The 18591-nt window shown below is 69.8% G+C and carries 21 protein-coding genes; 5 read left to right on the top strand and 16 right to left on the bottom strand.

Annotation, left to right across the window (positions count from 1 at the left end):
* Positions 1–62: 62 nt before the first annotated feature.
* Positions 63–722 (bottom strand): endonuclease NucS, encoded by a 660-nt coding sequence (gene nucS, locus ABD901_RS13715; RefSeq protein ID WP_345125368.1) that lies wholly within the window; start codon positions 720–722, stop codon positions 63–65.
* A 49-nt stretch (positions 723–771) separates the two neighbouring features.
* Here nucS and ABD901_RS13720 point away from each other — a divergent pair, with 49 nt between their 5' ends.
* A complete protein-coding gene (locus ABD901_RS13720) occupies positions 772–1401 on the top strand; it encodes a DUF4126 domain-containing protein (RefSeq protein WP_345125371.1) in 630 nt (209 codons plus the stop codon).
* Positions 1402–1405: 4 nt separating this feature from the next.
* Here the strand turns inward: ABD901_RS13720 and ABD901_RS13725 are convergent, their stop codons facing one another.
* Positions 1406–3379: a protein meaA gene (locus ABD901_RS13725; RefSeq protein ID WP_345125375.1), complete on the bottom strand. Its 1974-nt coding sequence runs from the start codon at positions 3377–3379 to the stop codon at positions 1406–1408.
* Positions 3380–3446: 67 nt separating this feature from the next.
* On the opposite strand from ABD901_RS13725, the gene ABD901_RS13730 reads away from it, so the two are divergent.
* Both ABD901_RS13730 and ABD901_RS13735 read left to right on the top strand, forming a co-directional pair.
* The gene (locus ABD901_RS13730) at positions 3447–4289 is read left to right on the top strand and encodes an ABC transporter ATP-binding protein (RefSeq protein WP_345125386.1); all 843 of its coding nucleotides are present in this window, start codon (positions 3447–3449) and stop codon (positions 4287–4289) included.
* A complete protein-coding gene (locus ABD901_RS13735; RefSeq protein WP_345125392.1) occupies positions 4286–5071 on the top strand; it encodes an ABC transporter permease in 786 nt (261 codons plus the stop codon). Before ABD901_RS13730 ends, ABD901_RS13735 begins: the two co-directional genes overlap by 4 nt.
* Positions 5072–5208: 137 nt before the next feature.
* Here ABD901_RS13735 and ABD901_RS13740 read toward each other — a convergent pair whose 3' ends face one another.
* Entirely contained in the window at positions 5209–6060 is an 852-nt protein-coding gene (locus ABD901_RS13740; RefSeq protein WP_345125394.1) for a 3-hydroxyacyl-CoA dehydrogenase family protein, read from the bottom strand.
* A 479-nt stretch (positions 6061–6539) separates the two neighbouring features.
* A complete protein-coding gene (gene murA, locus ABD901_RS13745; protein WP_345125397.1) occupies positions 6540–7823 on the bottom strand; it encodes a UDP-N-acetylglucosamine 1-carboxyvinyltransferase in 1284 nt (427 codons plus the stop codon).
* Positions 7824–7851: 28 nt separating this feature from the next.
* Here murA and ABD901_RS13750 point away from each other — a divergent pair, with 28 nt between their 5' ends.
* Positions 7852–8433: a cob(I)yrinic acid a,c-diamide adenosyltransferase gene (locus tag ABD901_RS13750; RefSeq protein WP_345125399.1), complete on the top strand. Its 582-nt coding sequence runs from the start codon at positions 7852–7854 to the stop codon at positions 8431–8433.
* Here the strand turns inward: ABD901_RS13750 and ABD901_RS13755 are convergent.
* The 10 genes from ABD901_RS13755 to ABD901_RS13800 all read right to left on the bottom strand — a co-directional run bounded on the left by ABD901_RS13755 (position 8418) and on the right by ABD901_RS13800 (position 16254).
* Positions 8418–8873 (bottom strand): DUF2550 domain-containing protein, encoded by a 456-nt coding sequence (locus ABD901_RS13755; RefSeq protein ID WP_345125402.1) that lies wholly within the window; start codon positions 8871–8873, stop codon positions 8418–8420. The two genes, ABD901_RS13750 and ABD901_RS13755, sit on opposite strands and share 16 nt — an antisense overlap.
* A gap of 22 nt (positions 8874–8895) precedes the next feature.
* The gene (locus tag ABD901_RS13760; RefSeq protein ID WP_345125405.1) at positions 8896–9183 is read right to left on the bottom strand and encodes a F0F1 ATP synthase subunit epsilon; all 288 of its coding nucleotides are present in this window, start codon (positions 9181–9183) and stop codon (positions 8896–8898) included.
* A gap of 268 nt (positions 9184–9451) precedes the next feature.
* Positions 9452–10885 carry a F0F1 ATP synthase subunit beta gene (gene atpD, locus ABD901_RS13765; RefSeq protein WP_345125408.1) on the bottom strand — a complete coding sequence of 478 codons (1434 nt, stop codon included), beginning with the start codon at positions 10883–10885 and terminating at the stop codon, positions 9452–9454.
* Positions 10885–11811 (bottom strand): F0F1 ATP synthase subunit gamma, encoded by a 927-nt coding sequence (locus ABD901_RS13770; protein ID WP_345125410.1) that lies wholly within the window; start codon positions 11809–11811, stop codon positions 10885–10887. The genes atpD and ABD901_RS13770 overlap by 1 nt, the downstream gene beginning before the upstream one ends.
* A gap of 3 nt (positions 11812–11814) precedes the next feature.
* Entirely contained in the window at positions 11815–13452 is a 1638-nt protein-coding gene (gene atpA, locus ABD901_RS13775) for a F0F1 ATP synthase subunit alpha (RefSeq protein WP_345125413.1), read from the bottom strand.
* A 39-nt stretch (positions 13453–13491) separates the two neighbouring features.
* Positions 13492–14313: a F0F1 ATP synthase subunit delta gene (locus ABD901_RS13780; RefSeq protein WP_345125588.1), complete on the bottom strand. Its 822-nt coding sequence runs from the start codon at positions 14311–14313 to the stop codon at positions 13492–13494.
* Positions 14310–14867: a F0F1 ATP synthase subunit B gene (locus ABD901_RS13785; protein ID WP_345125415.1), complete on the bottom strand. Its 558-nt coding sequence runs from the start codon at positions 14865–14867 to the stop codon at positions 14310–14312. The genes ABD901_RS13780 and ABD901_RS13785 overlap by 4 nt, the downstream gene beginning before the upstream one ends.
* 46 nt (positions 14868–14913) lie before the next feature.
* Positions 14914–15135, bottom strand: a complete 222-nt coding sequence (gene atpE / locus ABD901_RS13790) for an ATP synthase F0 subunit C (protein ID WP_345125417.1) — start codon at positions 15133–15135, stop codon at positions 14914–14916.
* Positions 15136–15224: 89 nt separating this feature from the next.
* Positions 15225–16022, bottom strand: a complete 798-nt coding sequence (gene atpB, locus ABD901_RS13795) for a F0F1 ATP synthase subunit A (protein ID WP_345125419.1) — start codon at positions 16020–16022, stop codon at positions 15225–15227.
* 19 nt (positions 16023–16041) lie between these two features.
* Positions 16042–16254 (bottom strand): hypothetical protein, encoded by a 213-nt coding sequence (locus ABD901_RS13800; RefSeq protein WP_345125421.1) that lies wholly within the window; start codon positions 16252–16254, stop codon positions 16042–16044.
* Positions 16255–16503: 249 nt separating this feature from the next.
* Here ABD901_RS13800 and ABD901_RS13805 point away from each other — a divergent pair, with 249 nt between their 5' ends.
* Positions 16504–16950 carry a hypothetical protein gene (locus tag ABD901_RS13805; RefSeq protein ID WP_345125422.1) on the top strand — a complete coding sequence of 149 codons (447 nt, stop codon included), beginning with the start codon at positions 16504–16506 and terminating at the stop codon, positions 16948–16950.
* Here the strand turns inward: ABD901_RS13805 and ABD901_RS13810 are convergent.
* Both ABD901_RS13810 and ABD901_RS13815 read right to left on the bottom strand, forming a co-directional pair.
* On the bottom strand, positions 16947–17342 hold the full coding sequence (locus ABD901_RS13810; RefSeq protein WP_345125425.1) for a Cg1360 family ATP-synthase-associated protein: 396 nt from the start codon (positions 17340–17342) through the stop codon (positions 16947–16949). The two genes, ABD901_RS13805 and ABD901_RS13810, sit on opposite strands and share 4 nt — an antisense overlap.
* Entirely contained in the window at positions 17339–18589 is a 1251-nt protein-coding gene (locus tag ABD901_RS13815) for a serine hydroxymethyltransferase (RefSeq protein ID WP_345125428.1), read from the bottom strand. The genes ABD901_RS13810 and ABD901_RS13815 overlap by 4 nt, the downstream gene beginning before the upstream one ends.
* Positions 18590–18591: the final 2 nt, after the last annotated feature.

An 18591-nucleotide genomic window follows, 5' to 3' on the forward strand; every position in this document is an offset into this window, starting at 1 on the left:
GGCCCGGCGCGGACCAGGGCGAACGAACCGTTGCGGGGCGCGCGTACCTCGTGGGTGTGCGGTCAGAACAGGGTGAGCTCGTCCTTCTGGACGCCGCGCAACGCGTTGTAGTCGAGGACCACGCAGCGGATGCCGCGGTCCTCGGCCAGGACCCGCGCCTGGGGTTTGATCTCCTGGGCGGCGAAGATGCCGGTCACCGGGGCCAGCAGCGGGTCGCGGCCCAGCAGCTCCAGGTAGCGGGTCAGCTGCTCGACGCCGTCGATCTCGCCGCGGCGCTTGATCTCCACGGCCACCGTGGCGCCGGCGCCGTCGCGGCAGAGGAGGTCCACCGGGCCGATCGCGGTCATGTACTCGCGGCGGACCAAGGTGAAGCCGGGGCCGAGCGTCTCGGGCGCGGCGGCCAGCAGCTCCTGCAGGTGGGCCTCGACACCGTCCTTCACCAGGCCGGGGTCGATGCCCAGCTCATGGCTGGTGTCGTGCAGGATGTCCTCGATCGTGATGCGCAGCTCCTCGCCGGCCTTGTTGACCACGCGCCACTGGCCCTCGAGCTCCTCCAGGCGGCACGGCGGGCTCATCCAGTTCAGGGGCTTGTACGCCCGGTCGTCGGCGTGGATGGAGATGGAGCCGTCGGCCTTGATGAGCAGCAGGCGGGTCGCGAGCGGGAGGTGAGCCGTGAGCCGGCCGATGTAGTCGACCGAGCACTTGGCAATGACGAGACGCACGGCCGACAGCCTAACCCTTGCGCTGGCGCCCCGATGTCATGCTATGGGGGTGTTGGAGTCATTGACGGGTCTCGGCCTTGCCACATCGGCCGGGCTCAACGCGTACATCCCGTTGCTGGCGATCGGACTGCTCGCGCGGTACACCGATCTCATCACGCTGCCGTCGAACTGGTCGTGGATGGAGAACGGCTGGACGCTGACGATCGTGGCGGTGCTGCTGGCGATCGAGTTCGTCGCCGACAAGGTGCCGATGATCGACCACGCCAACGACGTCATCCAGACCTTCGTGCGGCCGACCGCCGGCGGGCTCGCGTTCGGGGCGGCGTCGAGCTCGCAGACGGTGACGGTGAGCGATCCGGGGTCGTTCTTCACGAGCCATCAATGGGTGCCCATAGTCGTGGGCGGGGCCATATCGCTCGGCGTGCACGGCATGAAAGCGGCGTCGCGGCCGGTCATCAACGCCACGACGGTCGGGTTCGGTGCGCCGGTGGCCAGCACGATCGAGGACTTCATCAGCGTGACGCTGTCGGTCGTGGCGATCGTGCTGCCCGTCGTCGTGCTGCTGTTCCTGCTGTTGATGTTCCTCGGCTTCGGCTGGCTGATGCGCCGGCGAAAGCGCCACAAGGAAGAGAAGGCGGCCGCGAAATGGGCGGCCGCCCAAGGGTGGAGACCGAGCTAAGCGGCTAGACAGCCAGGTGGTGCGCCTCACGGACGACGGTCACGAGCTCGTCGACCACGTCCGTGATGGCGAAGTCCTTCGGCGTGAACACGCGGGCCACCCCCGACTCGCGCAGCGCGGCGGCGTCGTCCGGCGGGATGATGCCGCCCACCACCACCGGCAGGTCGCCGAGGCCCTCGGCGCGCAGCCCCCGCAGTACCGACGCGACGGCCTCCAGATGGGAACCGGACAGGACCGAGAGGCCGACCAGATCGACGTCCTCCTCCACCGCCGCGGCGACGATCTGCGCCGGGGTCAGCCGGATCCCTTGGTACACCACCTCGAAACCGGCGTCGCGAGCCCGCACGGCGATCTGCTCGGCCCCGTTGGAGTGTCCGTCGAGGCCGGGCTTGCCCACGAGCAGGCGCAGCCGGCCGGTGCCGAGGTCGCCGGCGGTCCGGCGGACGCGCTCGCGGACCCGCTCCAGGTCACCGGCAACCACCGAGACCGCGGCGGACAGGCCGGTGGGCGCGCGGTACTCGCCGAAGACCTCCCGCAGCGCGCCGGCCCACTCCCCCGTGGTGACGCCGGCCGCCACGCACGCGAGCGTGGCCTCCATGAGGTTGCCGGTGCCCTGTGCGGCGGCCCGCAGGCCGGCCAAGGCCGACGCGACGTCCCCCCGCTCGGACCGCCAGCGCCGCACCGAGTCGGCCGCGGCGAGCTCCACAGCGGGGTCGATCTGCTCAATGGCACCGGCGCCCATGAGCGGCGACGGCTCCGTCTCGGTGAACCGGTTGACGCCGACGACCACGTCGTCGCCGCGCTCCATGCGGGCCCGGCGCTCGGCGAGCGAGCCGACGAGGGCGCTCTTGAGGTAGCCGGACTCGACGGCGGCGACCACGCCGCCCATGTCGAGGACCCGCTCGAGCTCCTCGGTGGCGCCGGCCACGATGTCCTCGACGAGGGCTTCCATGACCTTGGAGCCCTCGAACAGGTCCGGGTACTCCAGCAGGTCCGACTCGAACGCGAGCACCTGCTGCATGCGCAGCGACCACTGCTGGTCCCACGGCCGGGGCAGGCCGAGCGCCTCGTTCCAGGCCGGCAGCTGCACGGCGCGGGCGCGCGCGTCGCGCGACAGGGTCACGCCGAGCATCTCCAGCACGATGCGCTGGATGTTGTTCTCCGGCTGGGCCTCGGTGAGGCCGAGCGAGTTGACCTGCACGCCGTAGCGGAAGCGGCGGGCCGAGCGCTCGGTGACGCCGTAGCGCTGCAGGGTCAGCCGGTCCCACATCCGCGTGAAGGCGCGCATCTTCGCGGTCTCCTCGACGAAGCGCACCGAGGCGTTGACGAAGAACGAGATCCGCGCGACGACGTCGCCGAAGCGCTCGGGCGCGACCTGGCCCGAGTCGCGCACCGCGTCGAGCACGGCGATCGCGGTGGCGAGCGCGAACGCGACCTCCTGCACCGGCGTGGCGCCGGCCTCCTGCAGGTGGTACGAGCAGATGTTGACCGGGTTCCACTTCGGGCAGTTGGCGACCGTCCACGCGATGGTGTCGGTGGTCAGGCGCAGCGACGGGCCGGGCGGGAAGATGTGGGTGCCCCGGGACAGGTACTCCTTGACGATGTCGTTCTGCGTGGTGCCGGACAGCCGCTCGATCGGCACGCCCTGCTCGCGGGCGCACGTGACGTACAACCCGAGCAGCCACATCGCCGTGGCGTTGATGGTCATCGAGGTGTTCGCCTGCCCGAGGTCGATGCCGTCGAACAGCGTGCGCATGTCCCCGAGGTGCGCGACCGGCACCCCGACGCGCCCCACCTCGCCGCGGGCGAGCTCCGCGTCCGGGTCGTATCCGGTCTGCGTGGGCAGGTCGAAGGCGACGGAGAGCCCCGTCTGGCCCTTGGCCAGGTTGCGGCGGAAGAGCGCATTGGAAGCGGCGGCCGAGGAGTGGCCGGCATAGGTGCGCATGACCCACGGGCGGTCGCGCTCGGGGAGCCTCATAGTGGCACCTTACTGAACGGTAATTAGCCCACGGCGGTGAAAGTTGTCACCGCCTATAGTGGTCGCCGTGACGGATGCGATCACGGTGCGCGGGCTACACAAGGCGTATGGCAAGCATGTCGCGGTGGACGGTGTCGACCTCGACGTCCGCGCCGGCGAGGTGTTCGCGCTCCTCGGGCCCAACGGCGCCGGCAAGACCACGACCGTGGAGATCCTCGAGGGCTTCCGCAAGCGCACCTCCGGCGACGTGCGGGTGCTCGGCGTCGACCCGCACCAGGCCGACGAGGCCTGGCGGGCCCGTGTCGGCGTGGTGCTGCAGAGCACCGGCGAGTTCGACGACCTCACCGCGCGCGAGGTGGTGCACCACTTCGCCAACTACTACCCCTCCGCCGCCGACCCCGACGAGATCGTCGAGCGGGTCGGGCTGGCCGAGAAGCGCGACGAGCGCACCCGCACCCTCTCCGGCGGGCAGAAGCGCCGCCTGGACGTGGCGCTGGGCATCATCGGCCGCCCCGAGCTGCTCTTCCTCGACGAGCCGACCACGGGCTTCGACCCGGAGGCGCGCCGCGAGTTCTGGGGCCTCATCCGCGACCTGGCCGGGAGCGGCACGACGATCCTGCTCACCACGCACTACCTGGACGAGGCCGAGGCGCTCGCCGACCGGGTGGGCGTGCTCTCCGGCGGCAAGCTCATCGCGGTCGACTCCCCCGACCGCCTCGGCGGGCGCGGGCAGGGCGGCGTCACCGTAGGCTGGCAGGGCCCCGACGGGCCGGCCACCGAGCGCACCGAGACACCCACCGCGCTCGTCGCCCGCCTCGCGGAGCAGTTCGGCGGCGAGGTGCCGGGCCTCACCGTGACCCGACCGAGCCTCGAGGATGTGTACCTGCGGATGATCGGCGCCGGCGAATGAACACGTTGCGGCTCGGCCTCCTGCGCGGCGGCCTGGAGATCAAGCAGTTCCTGCGCAGCCGCGAGTCGGTGGTCTTCACCCTCGCCTTCCCGTTGATCCTGCTGACCGTCTTCGGCGCGGTCTTCGGCGGCGAGATCAAGCCCGGCGTGACCTTCACTCAGTACTTCGCGGCCGGCATGATCGCCGCCGGGCTGCTGTCGACGGGCTTCCAGAGCCTGGCGATCCAGATCCCGATGGAGCGCGAGAAGGGCATCCTGAAGCGGCTGCGCGGCACGCCGATGCCCCGGGCGGCGTACTTCATCGGCAAGGTCGTCATGGTCCTGGCCATCGGCCTGGTCGAGACGGTCCTGCTGGTCTCGGTCGCCGCGCTGTTCTTCGGCGTCAAGCTGCCCTCGACCGCGGGCCGGTGGCTCACGTTCGGCTGGGTGGCGCTGCTGGGCATCAGCGCGTGCACGCTGTGCGGGATCGCGTTCTCCTCGCTGGCGCGCTCCGGGCGCAGCGGCCCCGCCGTCGTCACCCCGGTCGCGATCGTGCTGCAGTTCATCTCGGGCGTCTTCTTCCAGTACGCCCAGCTGCCGACCTGGATGCGCGGCATCGCCTCGGTCTTCCCGCTCAAGTGGATGACCCAGGGCATGCGCTCGGTGTTCCTGCCGGACGACTTCGCCGCAAACGAGCCGTCGCACGCCTGGCAGCACGGGACGATCGCGCTGGTCCTCGGGGGCTGGATCGTGGCGGGACTGGTGCTGTGCCTGCTCACGTTCCGATGGACGGAACGAGACTAAAAGCCTCATCCCTGCTCGGGTCCGTGCAACTGACGACCGTTCCTCCCGCGAGGAATCCCGGCGTCCGTTGTGCCAAGACCCGCAACGGGGCTGATCGCCTCCGCGGGCACCGGCCGGCGCCCGCGGAGGTGGCAGGTTCACGAGTACGTGTAGAAGCCCTTGCCGGTCTTACGCCCGAGGTCCCCGGCGACGACCATGCGGGCCAGCAGCTCCGGCGGGAAGAACTTCGCGTCGTCGGTGTCCGTGTGGATGTTCTTGGCCGCGTGGTAGAGCACGTCGACCCCGGTGAGGTCGGTCGTGGCGAGCGGCCCCATCGCGTGCCCGAACCCGAGCTTGCACGCCAGGTCCAGGTCCTCGGCGCTGACCACGCCGCTCTCCACCAGCTTGACGGCCTCGACGACCAGCGCCGCGATGAGCCGCGTGGTGACGAACCCGGCGACGTCCCGGTTGACCACGATGCACGTCTTGCCGATCTCCTCGGCGAACGCGCGCGCCGTGGCCAGCGCCTCGTCGCTCGTCTTGTAGCCGCGGACGAGCTCGCAGAGCTTCATCACCGGTACCGGCGAGAAGAAGTGCGTCCCGACCACCTGCTCCGGCCGCTCGGTCGCGGTGGCGATCTGGGTCACCGGAATCGCCGAGGTGTTGGTGGCGAGCACCGCGTCCGCCTTGCAGATCTTGTCCAGCGCCCGGAACACCTCATGCTTGACGTCGAGCCGCTCGAACACCGCCTCGACCACGATGTCCGCCTCGCCGGCCGCGTCGAGATCGGTCGTCGGCGTGATCCGCGCCAGCGCCGCGTCGACGTCCTGCGCCGCGATGGTCCCCTTGCTCGCGAACTTCTCCAGGCTCTTCCGGATGCCGGTGAGCCCGCGCTGGACCGCCTCGTCGTTCAGGTCCCGCAGCGTCACCTCCCACCCCGCCTGCGCGGCGACCTGGGCGATCCCCGCCCCCATCAGCCCCGCCCCGATCACCGCAAGACGACCAGCCATGCTCGTTCCCGTTCCCTTCCACGTCGTCGTGAACGCCGTTGACGTTATCCGCCTCCCGACGGGACAACTCGATGGCAGGCTGTGAAATGTGCCCCTCATGTACCTGACAGGCCGGGCCGCGCCCGCCACCTGATCAGCTCCTAGCCCGCCAGGAGGTTTTTACGACAAGTCGGGCGCTCCGCGCCACGACTTGTCGGATTTATACCCCGCCCGGAGATAAATCGGTGCGGAAGGGGTGCACGGCGCGGACCTCGCACTGACGATGGCGCACCGGAGGACCTCGTCATCACCGGCGGGCTCGAGGACATCCCGAGCGCGCCGACGTGGCACCGCGGCCGGGCCGTGCTGCTCGGCGACGCCGCGCACGCCACCTCGCGACGGGCGGCACCAGCAGGCGACGGCGCGCGACGGGTGGCGCCAACAGGCGAGGCGCCGGTGCCGGCGCATGCCAGCACCGGGTGCCTCGCACGCGCCGCGGGTCAGAAGTCGAACTGGTCCGGCGGAGCCAAGGCGCGGGAGACCTCGACGCCCAGCGCGCGCAGGTCGGACTCGAAGCTCGGGTAGCCGCGGTCGATGTGGTGCACGTGGCGTACCTCCGTGACACCGTCCGCGCAGAGGCCCGCGATCGCCAGGCCCGCGCCCGCGCGAATGTCCGTGGCCGTCACCGGGGCGCCGGAGAGGCGGTCCTTGCCGCGGACCACGGCATGGTGGCCGTCGGTGCGGATGTCGGCGCCCAGGCGGGACATCTCGTTGATGAACATGAAGCGGCCGTCGAAGATGTTCTCGGTCACCAGCGACGAGCCCTCGCTCACCGACGCCAGGCCGACCGCCATGGGCAGCAGGTCGGTGGCGAAGCCGGGGAACGGCAGGGTGACCACGTCGACGGCCTTCGGGCGGGTCGGCATGACGACTCGGAACGAGTCGAGGGCCGTGGTGACCTCGCCGCCGGCCGTGACCACCTTGTCGAGGGCGATCTCCAGGAACGACGGGTCGATGCCGTGGACCGTGACGTCGCCGCGGGTCATGGCGGCGGCGAAGGCCCACGTGCCGGCCACGATGCGGTCGCCGACCGTGCGGTGCTCGACCGGGCGCAGCTCCGGCACGCCCTGGATGACGAGGCTCGAGGAACCGGCGCCGGTGATGTCGGCGCCCATGTCGATGAGCATGCGGCAGATGTCGACGATCTCCGGCTCGCGGGCCGCGTTGTCGATCTCGGTGCGACCGGCCGCCAGGACGGCGGCCATGAGCAGGTTCTCGGTGGCGCCGACCGACGGGAAGTCGAGCCAGATCGTGGCGCCGTGGAGCTTCGGGGCGGTGGCGATGACGAAGCCGTGCTCGCCGGAGATGTCGGCGCCCATGCGGCGCAGGCCCTCGACGTGCATGTCCAGGCCGCGGGAGCCGATCGCGTCACCGCCGGGGTGCGCGACGCGCACGTGGCCGCGCCGGGCCAGCAGGGGGCCGAGCACGCAGATGGAGGCGCGCAGGCGGCGCACCAGGTCGTAGTCGGCCTCGGTGCCGAGCTCCTCGGGCACGTCGATGACGACGCGGTCGTCGTCCTGCTCGACGTCGCAGCCGAGGCGGCGCAGCACCTCGGCCATGATGGCGATGTCGGTGATGCGCGGCACGTTCGTCAGCACGGTGCGGCCGGTGGCCAGCAGCGCTGCGGCCATCAGCTTGAGGGCCGAGTTCTTCGCGCCGACCACGGATACGTCACCGGCGAGCCGGGCCCCGCCCACAACACGGATCACGTCCACGTCCGCCATCGTAGGGGGATTCCGTACCGTGAAAACCATGGCCATTCACCTCACGCGCATCTACACGAAGACCGGCGACACCGGTACCACGGGACTGGGTGACTTCTCGCGGGTGTCCAAGACCGACCCCCGCATCGTCGCGTACGCCGACGTCGACGAGGCCAACGCCGCGATCGGCGTGGCTCTGGCGCTCGGCTCGCTGGACGAACGGGTTGCCGCGGTGCTGCGGGTGGTCCAGAACGATCTGTTCGACGTCGGCGCGGACCTGTGCAACCCGATCATCGCGGAGCCGGCCCACCCGCCGCTGAGGGTCACGGCCGAGCAGGTGGAGCGGTTGGAGCAATGGTGTGACGAGTTCAACGAGACCCTGCCCAAGCTGGACTCCTTCATCCTGCCGGGCGGTACCCCGGGCGCGGCCCTGCTACACGTGGCCCGCACGGTGAGCCGGCGGGCGGAACGCAGCGCCTGGGCGTTGTGGGAGGTCGATGAGCGGCGCACCAACGAGGTGGCGCTGCAGTACCTGAACCGGCTCTCCGACCTGCTCTTCATCCTGTGCCGCGTGGCCAACCCGGGCGGCGACGTGAAGTGGGTGCCGGGCGGCGGTCAGCCCGCGCGGTAGCGGTAGGGGCGCGTCTCCGGGGTGGGGTCCCCCGGTGGCGCCGCCTCGACCCAGGACAGGAAGCCCGTGAGCGCCCGCTCGGCCATCGCGATCTCGACCGGGGCCTGGCGGCTGACGCAGCGCACGATCACCCAGTCCGGCGGGAGCACGAGCAGCTCGGCGGCGTCCGGGGTGCGGCGGCGATCGACAGCGAGCCCGCGTCGCGAAAGCACGCGACGCGGGCCCGGCCAGAAGCTGAAGATGCGATACCAGCGCAGGTCGTCACCCACGAAGCGGGCGAGGCCGGCCGACCAGCCGCGGCCCGGCAGGATGGTGCTGAGCCGGACGCCGAGCTCGATCGTGCCGCCCTTCCGGGCGATCACGAGGCGGCGCAGGAACAGCACCGCCAGGGCGGCGAGCAGGAGGAGGACGCCGATGCCGATACCTTCGACGATCCTCACCTACGCACCCCTGGCCAGGTCGTCAGTGCGCTGCGGAGGAGGCGGATACGGCGACGGCGCTCTCAGCGAGGATCGTCACCCCGGTGCCGGTGACGGAGATGAACCCGCCGGCCACGTCGTAGGCGATCTCCGAGCCGCCGCTCTGCTTGATGCGCACCTGGCCCTCTTCGGCCAGCTGGCCGAGCAGCGGCGTGTGTCCGTAGAGGACGCCGAGCTCACCCTCGGTCGTGCGCGCCACGACCATGTCCGCGTCGCCGGACCAGACTTTCTCCTCGACGGCTACGACATCGACGTGCAGCTGCCTCGCCACGCTAGTTACTCCTCGTGTGCGTATTCGGTTTGGCCGAGTCTAGTCAATCATCCGACGCGCCGAGCAGTGGGCCTCGCCACGTTGGCACAAGTGGCGATACAAGTACTGGGACGGCGCGCCTGGAGCCGGGCAAGGGCCACTTCAGAGCGTGACGCACGTCACCGCCCGATGAAGCGCCTTTGCCGAAAATTTCAGATCTTCATTCGGTACGGCGAAGGCGCGCCACCGTTGCCGATGGCGCGCCTTCCCGTAGTACCACTGAGATCAATCAGTCCTTCATGAGCTCGTGCGCGTTGCGCTCGAGATCCTCGAGACCGCCGCACATGAAGAAGGCCTGCTCGGGGAAGTGGTCGTACTCGCCCTCGCTGATCTTCTTGAACGACTCGATCGTCTCCTTGAGCGGCACGGTCGAGCCCGGCACGCCGGTGAACTGCTCGGCGGCGTAGGTGTTCTGCGACAGGAACCGCTCGATGCGCCGGGCGCGACCGACCGTCACCTTGTCCTCTTCGGACAGCTCGTCCATGCCGAGGATGGCGATGATGTCCTGCAGGTCCTTGTACTTCTGCAGGATCCGCTGCACCTCGCGGGCGACGCCGTAGTGCTCGGCGCCGACGAACTCCGGCGCGAGGATGCGCGAGGAGGACGCCAGCGGGTCGACGGCGGGGTAGATGCCCTTGTCGGAGATCGACCGCTCGAGGTTGGTCGTCGCGTCCAGGTGGGCGAACGTGGTGGCCGGCGCCGGGTCGGTGTAGTCGTCGGCGGGCACGTAGATCGCCTGGAGCGAGGTGATGGCCTTGCCCCGCACGGAGGTGATGCGCTCCTGCAGCTGACCCATCTCGTCGGCCAGGGTCGGCTGGTAACCGACGGCCGAGGGCATGCGGCCCAGCAGCGTCGACACCTCGGAGCCGGCCTGGGTGAACCGGAAGATGTTGTCGATGAAGAGCAGCACCTCCTGGTTCTGCACGTCGCGGAAGTACTCCGCCATGGTCAGCGCGGCGAGCGCGACCCGCAGACGGGTGCCGGGCGGCTCGTCCATCTGGCCGAAGACCAGCGCGGTCTTGTCCAGGACGCCACCCTCGGCCATCTCCAGGATGAGGTCGTTGCCCTCGCGGGTGCGCTCACCCACGCCGGCGAACACCGACGTACCACCGAAGTTGCGGGCAACGCGGATGATCATCTCCTGGATGAGCACCGTCTTGCCCACGCCGGCGCCGCCGAACAGGCCGATCTTGCCACCGCGCACGTACGGCGCGAGCAGGTCGAGCACCTTGATGCCGGTCTCCAGCATCTCGGTCTTCGGCTCGAGCTCGGCGAACGCGGGCGCCGGGCGGTGGATCTCCCAGCGCTCCTGGATGTCGAGCTTCGAGGCGTCGGCGTTGAGCACGTCGCCGAGGGCGTTGAACACGTGGCCCTTGGTCACGTCGCCGACCGGCACCGAGATGCCGCTGCCGGTGTCGCGCACCTCGGTGCCGCGGACCAGGCCGTCGGTGGGCTGCATGGAGATGGCGCGCACCATGTTGTCGCCGAGGTGCTGCGCGACCTCGAGCGTCAGCGTCTTGGTGCCCCCGGAGAGGGTCACGTCGACGTGGAGCGCGTTGTAGATGTCGGGCATGGCGTCACGCGGGAACTCGGCGTCGACGACCGGGCCGATGACCCGGACCACGCGGCCGACCGCGGTCTTGGTGTCTGCTGGTGCAGTCATCACACATCACTTCCCGCCGCCGCCAGCGCGTTGGCGCCGCCGACGATCTCACTGATTTCCTGGGTGATCGCCGCCTGCCGCGCGGAGTTCATCTCACGCGTGTACCGCTTCAGCAGGTCGTCGGCGTTGTCGGAGGCGCTCTTCATGGCCCGCCGGCGCGCAGCCGACTCGCTGGCCGCAGAGTCCAGCAACGCCGCGAAGATGCGCGTGTTGATGTACTTCGGCAGCAGGGACTGGAGCAGCTGCTCGGCCTCCGGCTCGAACTCGTAGGCCGGCAGCGGCCCGCTCACCTCGTGCTCCTCGACCTCCATCGGCGCGACGATCCGCGCGACAGGGCTCTGGGTCATCAGGGAGCGGAACTGCGTGTTCACCATGTAGAGCTCGTCCACGCCGAGCACACCGTCCGGGCCGGGGCCCTCGAGCGAGTCGTCGGCGCCGTTGACGAAGGCCTCGATGAGCGTCTCGCCGATCTCGGCCGCGTTGTCGTACCGCGGCTGCTCGGAGAAGCCCGTCCAGCTCCCGGCGATCTCGCGACCGCGGAAGCGGTAGTAGGCCACGCCCTTGCGCCCGGCGACGTACAGCGCCACCTGCTTACCGTCCTGGCGCAGCTTCGAGATCAGCTGCTCCGCGGTGCGGATCGCGTTGGCGTTGTACCCGCCGCAGAGGCCGCGGTCGCTGGTGACCACCAGCACGCCGGCCCGGTGGACCTGCTTGCGCGGCACCAGCAGCGGGTGGTCGACGTTCGAGTTGCTCGCCAGCGCCGTCAGCACGCCCGTGATCGCGTCGGCGTAGGGCAGCGCAGCGGCGACCCGCTCCTGCGCCTTGCCGATGCGGCTCGTGGCGACGAGCTCCTGCGCCTTCGTGATCTTCTTGGTCGACTTGACCGTGCGGATCCGACGGCGCAGTGCCTGTACCTGACCGGCCATGCGTCAGCCCGACTTCCGGACCTGGCGGGTCACTGTCTCGCGGGCCTGCTCACCCTCGAGGGCCTTGGCCGGCGCCTCTTTGACGTGCAGGTCGTCGACCTTGGCCGCGAACGCCTGCTTGAAGTTCTTGACGGCGTCGGTCAGCCCGGCGGCGGTGTCGTCGTCCAGGACCCGCGACTCGGCGATCGTGGTCAGCAGCTCCTTGCGGTTGGAGCGCAGGTACTGCAGGAACTCGCCCTCGAAGCGGCGCACGTCGCTCACCGGGATGTCGTCGAGCTGGCCCGTCGTGCCGGCCCAGACCGAGACGACCTCCTCCTCGACCGGGAACGGCGAGTACTGCGGCTGCTTGAGCAGCTCGACCAGGCGGGCGCCCTTCTCCAGCTGCGCGCGGGAGGCCTTGTCCAGGTCGGAGGCGAACGCGGAGAACGCCTCGAGCTCGCGGTACTGCGCCAGGTCCAGCCGCAGGCGGCCGGCGACGGAGCGCATGGCCTTGACCTGGGCCGAGCCGCCGACGCGCGACACCGAGGTGCCGACGTTGATGGCCGGGCGGACACCCTGGTTGAACAGGTCCGACTCCAGGAAGATCTGGCCGTCGGTGATGGAGATGACGTTCGTCGGGATGTACGCCGAGATGTCGTTCGCCTTGGTCTCGATGATCGGCAGGCCGGTCATCGAGCCGCCGCCGAGCTCGTCGGAGAGCTTGGCGCAGCGCTCCAGCAGCCGCGAGTGCAGGTAGAAGACGTCACCCGGGTAGGCCTCGCGGCCCGGCGGGCGGCGCAGCAGCAGCGACACGGCGCGGTACGCCTCGGCCTGCTTCGTCAGGTCGTCGAAGACGATCAGGACGTGCTTGCCGCCGTACATCCAGTGCTGGCCGATGGCCGAACCGGCGTAGGGGGCGAGGTACTTGAAGCCGGCCGGGTCCGACGCCGGGGAGGCGACGATGGTGGTGTACTCCATCGCGCCCTGCTCCTCCAGGATGCCGCGGGTGGCGGCGATCGTGGAGGCCTTCTGGCCGATGGCGACGTAGATGCAGCGCACCTGCCGCTTCGGGTCGCCCGAACGCCAGTTGTCGCGCTGGTTGATGATCGTGTCGAGCGCGACCGTGGTCTTACCGGTCTTGCGGTCGCCGATGATCAGCTGGCGCTGGCCGCGGCCGATGGCGGTCATGGCGTCGATGGCCTTGATGCCGGTCTGCAGCGGCTCCTTGACGGGCTGGCGGGCCATGACGTTCGGGGCCTGCAGCTCGAGCTCGCGGAAGCCCTCGTTCGGGATGTCGCCGCGGTCGTCGATGGGCTCGCCCAGCGGGTTGACCACGCGACCCAGGAAGGCGTCGCCGACCGGAACGGAGAGCACGCGGCCGGTCCGCTTGACCTGCTGGCCCTCCTCGATGCCCTCGAAGGCACCGAGGACGACGACGCCGATCTCGCGCACGTCGAGGTTGAGCGAAACGCCGAGGGTGCCGTCCTCGAACTCGAGCAGCTCGTTGGCCATCGTCGAGGGCAGGCCCTCGACCTGGGCGATACCGTCGCCGGCGTACGAGACGACGCCGACCTCCTCGCGGGAGATCTTTGAGTCAACGGACGAGACGTAGCGCTCGAGTGCGCCCCGAATGTCGTCCGAGGAGATGGTCAGCTCGGCCATCCTCAACCTTCTATCTGGAGTAACAAAGCTTCGGGGAAATTACTTCGCGAGCGCCGTCTTCGCCTCGGCGAGACGACGGGAGACCGTGCCGTCGTACAGGTCGGAGCCGACCTTGACCCGCATGCCTCCGATGATGCGCGGATCGACGTCGACCTTGACGGAGACACCTCGACCGTACAGTCCGGCCAGGCGAGCGGCCAGGCGCTCCTCCTCGGCGTCGCTCAGCGGCACCGCGGTGGTCACGTACGCCACCGACTGGTCCCGCTTCGCCGCCGCCAGCTCGACGAGGCGGTTCACCGAGCTGTCGAAGCCCCGGCCGCCGAACCCGGCGACCGCAAGCCGCGCGAGGCCGAGGGTGGCCGGCTTGGCCTTGCCCTTGAGGAGGTCGCCCACCAGCTCGACGCGAGAGGACATCGGCGAGGTGGAGTCGCTGAGCGCGCCGGCCAGGCGGGGGTCGCCCGAGACGATCTGGCTGAAGCGGAAGAGCTCGTCCTCCACGTCGGCCAGCTCGCCGGCGCGGTCCGCGGCGGACAGCAGCGCGTCCACGCCGAGCCGCTCGGTGCCGTCCAGCAACGCGCCGGGGCCGGACCAGCGCCCGGACACCAGCGCGGCGACCAGGCCGACCGACTCGTCCCCGACCTTGCCGGTCAGGATCGAGCTGATCAGGCCGGACCGCTCTTCGGCCGGGCGGGCCGGGTCGGCCAGCGCCCGGCGAAGCCGAGGCTCGCGGCGCAGCAGGTCCGCAACCGCGAGGATCTCGTCTGCGGCCGTCGCGATCCGCTGAACGTCAGCGCTCGCCGAGAACTCGGCGAGCTTGTCGGCAGCGGCCCCGTAGGCCTCGCGGTTGGTGGTCTCCATCAGCGCCGCCCCGCGGCACCGGCCGCGTCGGCGTCGCCGATCTCCTCGAGGAACCGCTCCACCGTGCCTCGGCGGCGCGCCTCGTCCTCGAGCGACTCGCCGACAATGCGACCGGCAAGGTCGACCGCGAGCGAGCCGATCTCAGCGCGCAGCTGGCGCACGATCTGCTGACGCTCGGTCTGCAGGGCGTCGCGCCCCGCGGCGATGATGCGGTCGCTCTCCTCACGGGCCTTGGCGAGGATGTCCTCGCGAATGCCCGTGGCGTCGGCGCGCGCCTCGTCGCGGATGCGGGCCGCCTCGGTGCGGGCCTCGGCGAGCTGCTCCTTGTACTGCTCAAGGAGCCGGTTCGCTTCCGCCTGCGCCGCCTCGGCGCGCTTGATACCGCCCTCGATCGCGTGGACGCGTGCCTGGAAGGTCGCCTCCATACGAGGGAAGACGAACTTGATCAGCACCCAGCACAACAGCGCGAAGGCGATCGTCCCGACGATGACCTCGGGCCAATGCGGGATGATGACGCCCGCGCCACCCTCCTCGTCGCCTGCGGCGATGATGTTCATAGTGCGCACCTCCTGTCCGGTCGCTCAGTCGATACCAGCGGGAGAATTAGCTGAGCGCGAAGGCGAGCACGAGGCCGAAGAGCGCGAGCGCCTCGACGACGGCGAAGCCGAAGATGAGCCAGGTCCGGTTGGCGCCGGCCGACTCGGGCTGGCGGGCGCTGGCCTGGATGTAGGCGGCGAAGATGATGCCGACGCCGATGCCGGGGCCGATGGCGGCAAGGCCGTAGCCGAGGGCGCCGAGCTGTCCGGAGACTGCAGCAAGACCCATTTTGTGTTTCCTCCTGAGGATCGCGCGTGACTGTCACGCGTGACGACGGGGTTGAACAGTTGATGAAGCTGGAGCAAAAACTTTCGTGGTCAGTGCTCGTCAGCGATGGCGCCCTGGATGTAGCTGGCGGTCAGCATCGCGAAGACGTACGCCTGCAGGAAGATGACCATGACCTCGAAGAAGGTCATCACGATCGCCATCAGGAACGAGAAGACCGACAGGCCCATCACCAGGACGTTCGCGCTGCCCAGCATCGCCACACCACCGAGCGTGAAGACCAGCAGCATCAGGTGGCCGGCGAACATGTTGGCGAAGAGACGGACGGCCAGCGTGACCGGGCGCGTCAGGAACGTCGAGATGAACTCGATGGGCGTGATCAGGAAGTACAGCGGCCAGGGGATGCCCGGCATGAAGAGGTTGGTCCGGAAGTACTTCGCGGCGCCGTGCTTCTTGATGCCCAGATAGATGAACATCACGTAGCTGATGATGCCGAGGATCGCGGGGAACGCGATGTGCGAGTTCGGCGAGATCTGGAACAGCGGGATGATCGCGAAGATGTTCGTGACCGCGATGAAGCAGAAGAGCGTCGTCAGGTAGGGCGCGAAACGCAGGCCCTCATGCCCGATGACGTCCTTGGCCACGCCCTCCCGGATGAAGCCGTAGATCGACTCGGCAAGCCACTGCTTGCGGTCCGGCACCAGCTTCGGGCTGCGGTAGGTGACCAGGAAGAAGACGATGATGATGGCCACCGCCAGCCACACCATGAACGTGATCTTGGTGAACGCGAGACCCCAGTCCGAGTCCCGCAGGGACGGGATCCAGCTCTGAAAGTCGAAATCCTTGACGCCGGGGGGGAAACCCTCAGCAAGGAAAGTCGGCTGACCCACCGATCCACCCTTCATGCGCTCAACCAAACCGCTTCATGACGATGTACAACGCTCCGACGATGCCGACGATCATGCCGACGAGCAGGCCGAGGTGGCGTGGGATGTTGAACCACCAGTCCAGCGCGTAGCCGATGCCACCCCATGCGATGACACCGCCGAGGAGCGTGCCAAGGGCGGCCCAGCCTGCGTTGGTGCCGGGGTCCGGTCGCTTCTCGGGCTGCTTGTCCGCCATGACGCCGTGACGATATCAGCCGGGCTTTCCCGCCATTAACTCGACCCCCGCGTGCTCGACGCGCGGGGGTACGTCCGTCCTCGGGGCCATCAACCGGCGGCCGTAAACGTTACTACGCCCACGGGGCCCAAGGCGTCAACTACACGACATTTCAACGCGCGGGGGACGCGTGAATGAATGTTGCGCATGGTCACCTCCGCCCGGTTAGCTATCGGAAGAGTTTAACAGTCCGTGCGCGGGGTGGTCACAATGCGCAACATCGTGGCTGCGTTTCTGCTGATCGTGGCCGCACTGGCGATCACCAGGACGCCGTCCGGATCCGACGCCGCACGCCAGGGCATCCGGAAAGCCGTCGTGCAGTGCTCCGTGTCGCCCTTGCGCCCGGGCAAGCAGGGCAACCAGGTCGTGGCGACCGGCGAGGTGCTGTGCGACCGGCCCGGCCCGCAGAAGCTGACCTACACCGTGCACCTGCAGCGCTCCCCCGACGGCAAGCAGTGGACGACGGTGGCGAGCCAGACGTACTCCGCCGCCGGCGCCGACACCACGAGTGAGCGGCCGGTGAGCCAGCGCCGCCACACCGCCGCCGCCGGGTGCACGAGCGCGACGTGGCGGACCACGGTCGAGTGGACGACGCAGGACAACGGCGCGACGAAGAAGGGCTCGGACGAGAGCGGCTCGCGCCGCAACGTCTGCTAGGACTCGAGCTCCACGTAGTAGATCTTGGCGTGCAGGATCCAGTACAGCTGCGCGCCGATCCACACGACCGTCGCGGCGATGACGGTGATGCCCAGCGCCGGCAGGCCAGCCCAGGCCGCCTGGTTCAGGCGGTACATCACCGCGCCGAAGATGGCGAACTTCAGCATGTACGTCATGAGCACGACCGGCAGCAGCAGGTGCCGGGCCACCATGTCCACCCACGCGACGACCAGGTTGGACACCAGGTGGCTGACGAGCACCAGGCCGACGCCGGCCGCGGCGCCCAGGGCCGGGGTGACGCCGCCCACCAGCCAGGCGATGGCGACCGCGACCACGAGTACCACACCGGTGGCACCCATCGTGGTGGGGAGGTGGCGCAGTCGTTTCGTCACGATGGACAAGGGTACGCGGGGAAGCCCGACACGAGGGTCGCCACCCGCGCGGAGACGTCCTCGCCGCGCAGCGCCCCGGCGATGAGCGCGGCGATCTCGCGCATCTCGGGCTCCTTCATGCCCTGCGTGGTCACCGACGGCGTGCCGACCCGGATGCCGGACGCGGTCATCGGCTTCTCCGGGTCGTACGGGATGGCGTTCTTGTTGAGCGTGATCCCCGAGGCGTCGCAGCGCTCCTCCGCCTCGCGCCCGGTGATCTTCAGCGGCCGCAGGTCGATCAGCGCCAGGTGGGTGTCGGTGCCGCCGGACACCGGGCGCATGCCCTCGGCCGCCATCGCCTCGGCGAGCGCCCGGGCGTTGGCCACGACCTGGCGGGCGTAGTCGGCGTAGGCGGGCTGGGCCGCCTCCTTGAGCGCCACCGCCTTCGCGGCGACGGCGTGCATGAGCGGGCCGCCCTGCGTGAAGGGGAAGACGGCCTTGTCGATGCGCTGCGCGAGGCTCTCCCGGCACAGGATCATGCCGCCGCGCGGGCCGCGCAGGACCTTGTGCGTGGTGGCGCAGACCACGTCGGCGTACGGCACCGGCGACGGGATCGCACCGCCCGCGACCAGGCCGATGAAGTGGGCCGCGTCGACCATGAGGTAGGCGCCGACCTCGTCGGCGATCTCGCGGAAGCGCGCGAAGTCGATGAGGCGCGGGTACGCCGTGGCCCCGCAGATGATCATCTTGGGCCGGTGCGCCCGCGCGAGCTCGCGGACCTCGTCGTAGTCGATGAGCTCGTCGTCCCGGCGCACCGGATACCCGACCGTGTCGAACCACTTGCCGGAGAAGTTGACCTTGCTGCCGTGCGTGAGGTGCCCGCCGTGCGGCAGCTCCATCGCCAGCACCGTGTCACCCGGCATGAGCAGCGCGGCGTACGCCGCCAGGTTGGCGCTCGCACCGCTGTGCGGCTGCAGGTTGGCGTGCTCGGCGCCGAAGAGGGCGCGGGCACGCTCGATGCCGAGCGACTCGGCCCTGTCCACCTCGGCGCAGCCGCCGTAGTACCGCCGGCCGGGATAGCCTTCGGCGTACTTGTTGGTGAGCGTCGAGCCGAGCGCCGCCAGCACGGCTGGCGAGGTGAGATTCTCGCTCGCGATCAGCTGCAGCCCTCCGCGCAGCCGCCCGAGCTCGGCGAGGACGACGTCGGCGATCTCCGGGTCGGTGCTCCGCAGCGCCTCGAAGTCGGGTCCCCAGTACGTGTCGCCCATGA

It is taken from the genome of Dactylosporangium darangshiense, assembly GCF_039537565.1.
In the GTDB taxonomy this organism is placed as follows: domain Bacteria; phylum Actinomycetota; class Actinomycetes; order Mycobacteriales; family Micromonosporaceae; genus Dactylosporangium; species Dactylosporangium darangshiense.

What these genes read in the sequence shown, in the direction of transcription:
- ABD901_RS13725 (WP_345125375.1), bottom strand. Translation starts at nt 3,379, where the DNA reads ATGAGGCTCCCCGAGCGCGACCGCCCGTGGGTCATGCGCACCTATGCC.
- ABD901_RS13735 (WP_345125392.1), top strand. Translation starts at nt 4,286, where the DNA reads ATGAACACGTTGCGGCTCGGCCTCCTGCGCGGCGGCCTGGAGATCAAG.
- ABD901_RS13740 (WP_345125394.1), bottom strand. Translation starts at nt 6,060, where the DNA reads ATGGCTGGTCGTCTTGCGGTGATCGGGGCGGGGCTGATGGGGGCGGGG.
- murA (WP_345125397.1), bottom strand. Translation starts at nt 7,823, where the DNA reads ATGGCGGACGTGGACGTGATCCGTGTTGTGGGCGGGGCCCGGCTCGCC.
- ABD901_RS13750 (WP_345125399.1), top strand. Translation starts at nt 7,852, where the DNA reads ATGGCCATTCACCTCACGCGCATCTACACGAAGACCGGCGACACCGGT.
- atpD (WP_345125408.1), bottom strand. Translation starts at nt 10,885, where the DNA reads ATGACTGCACCAGCAGACACCAAGACCGCGGTCGGCCGCGTGGTCCGG.
- ABD901_RS13770 (WP_345125410.1), bottom strand. Translation starts at nt 11,811, where the DNA reads ATGGCCGGTCAGGTACAGGCACTGCGCCGTCGGATCCGCACGGTCAAG.
- atpA (WP_345125413.1), bottom strand. Translation starts at nt 13,452, where the DNA reads ATGGCCGAGCTGACCATCTCCTCGGACGACATTCGGGGCGCACTCGAG.
- ABD901_RS13785 (WP_345125415.1), bottom strand. Translation starts at nt 14,867, where the DNA reads ATGAACATCATCGCCGCAGGCGACGAGGAGGGTGGCGCGGGCGTCATC.
- atpE (WP_345125417.1), bottom strand. Translation starts at nt 15,135, where the DNA reads ATGGGTCTTGCTGCAGTCTCCGGACAGCTCGGCGCCCTCGGCTACGGC.
- ABD901_RS13800 (WP_345125421.1), bottom strand. Translation starts at nt 16,254, where the DNA reads ATGGCGGACAAGCAGCCCGAGAAGCGACCGGACCCCGGCACCAACGCA.
- ABD901_RS13805 (WP_345125422.1), top strand. Translation starts at nt 16,504, where the DNA reads ATGCGCAACATCGTGGCTGCGTTTCTGCTGATCGTGGCCGCACTGGCG.
- ABD901_RS13815 (WP_345125428.1), bottom strand. Translation starts at nt 18,589, where the DNA reads ATGGGCGACACGTACTGGGGACCCGACTTCGAGGCGCTGCGGAGCACC.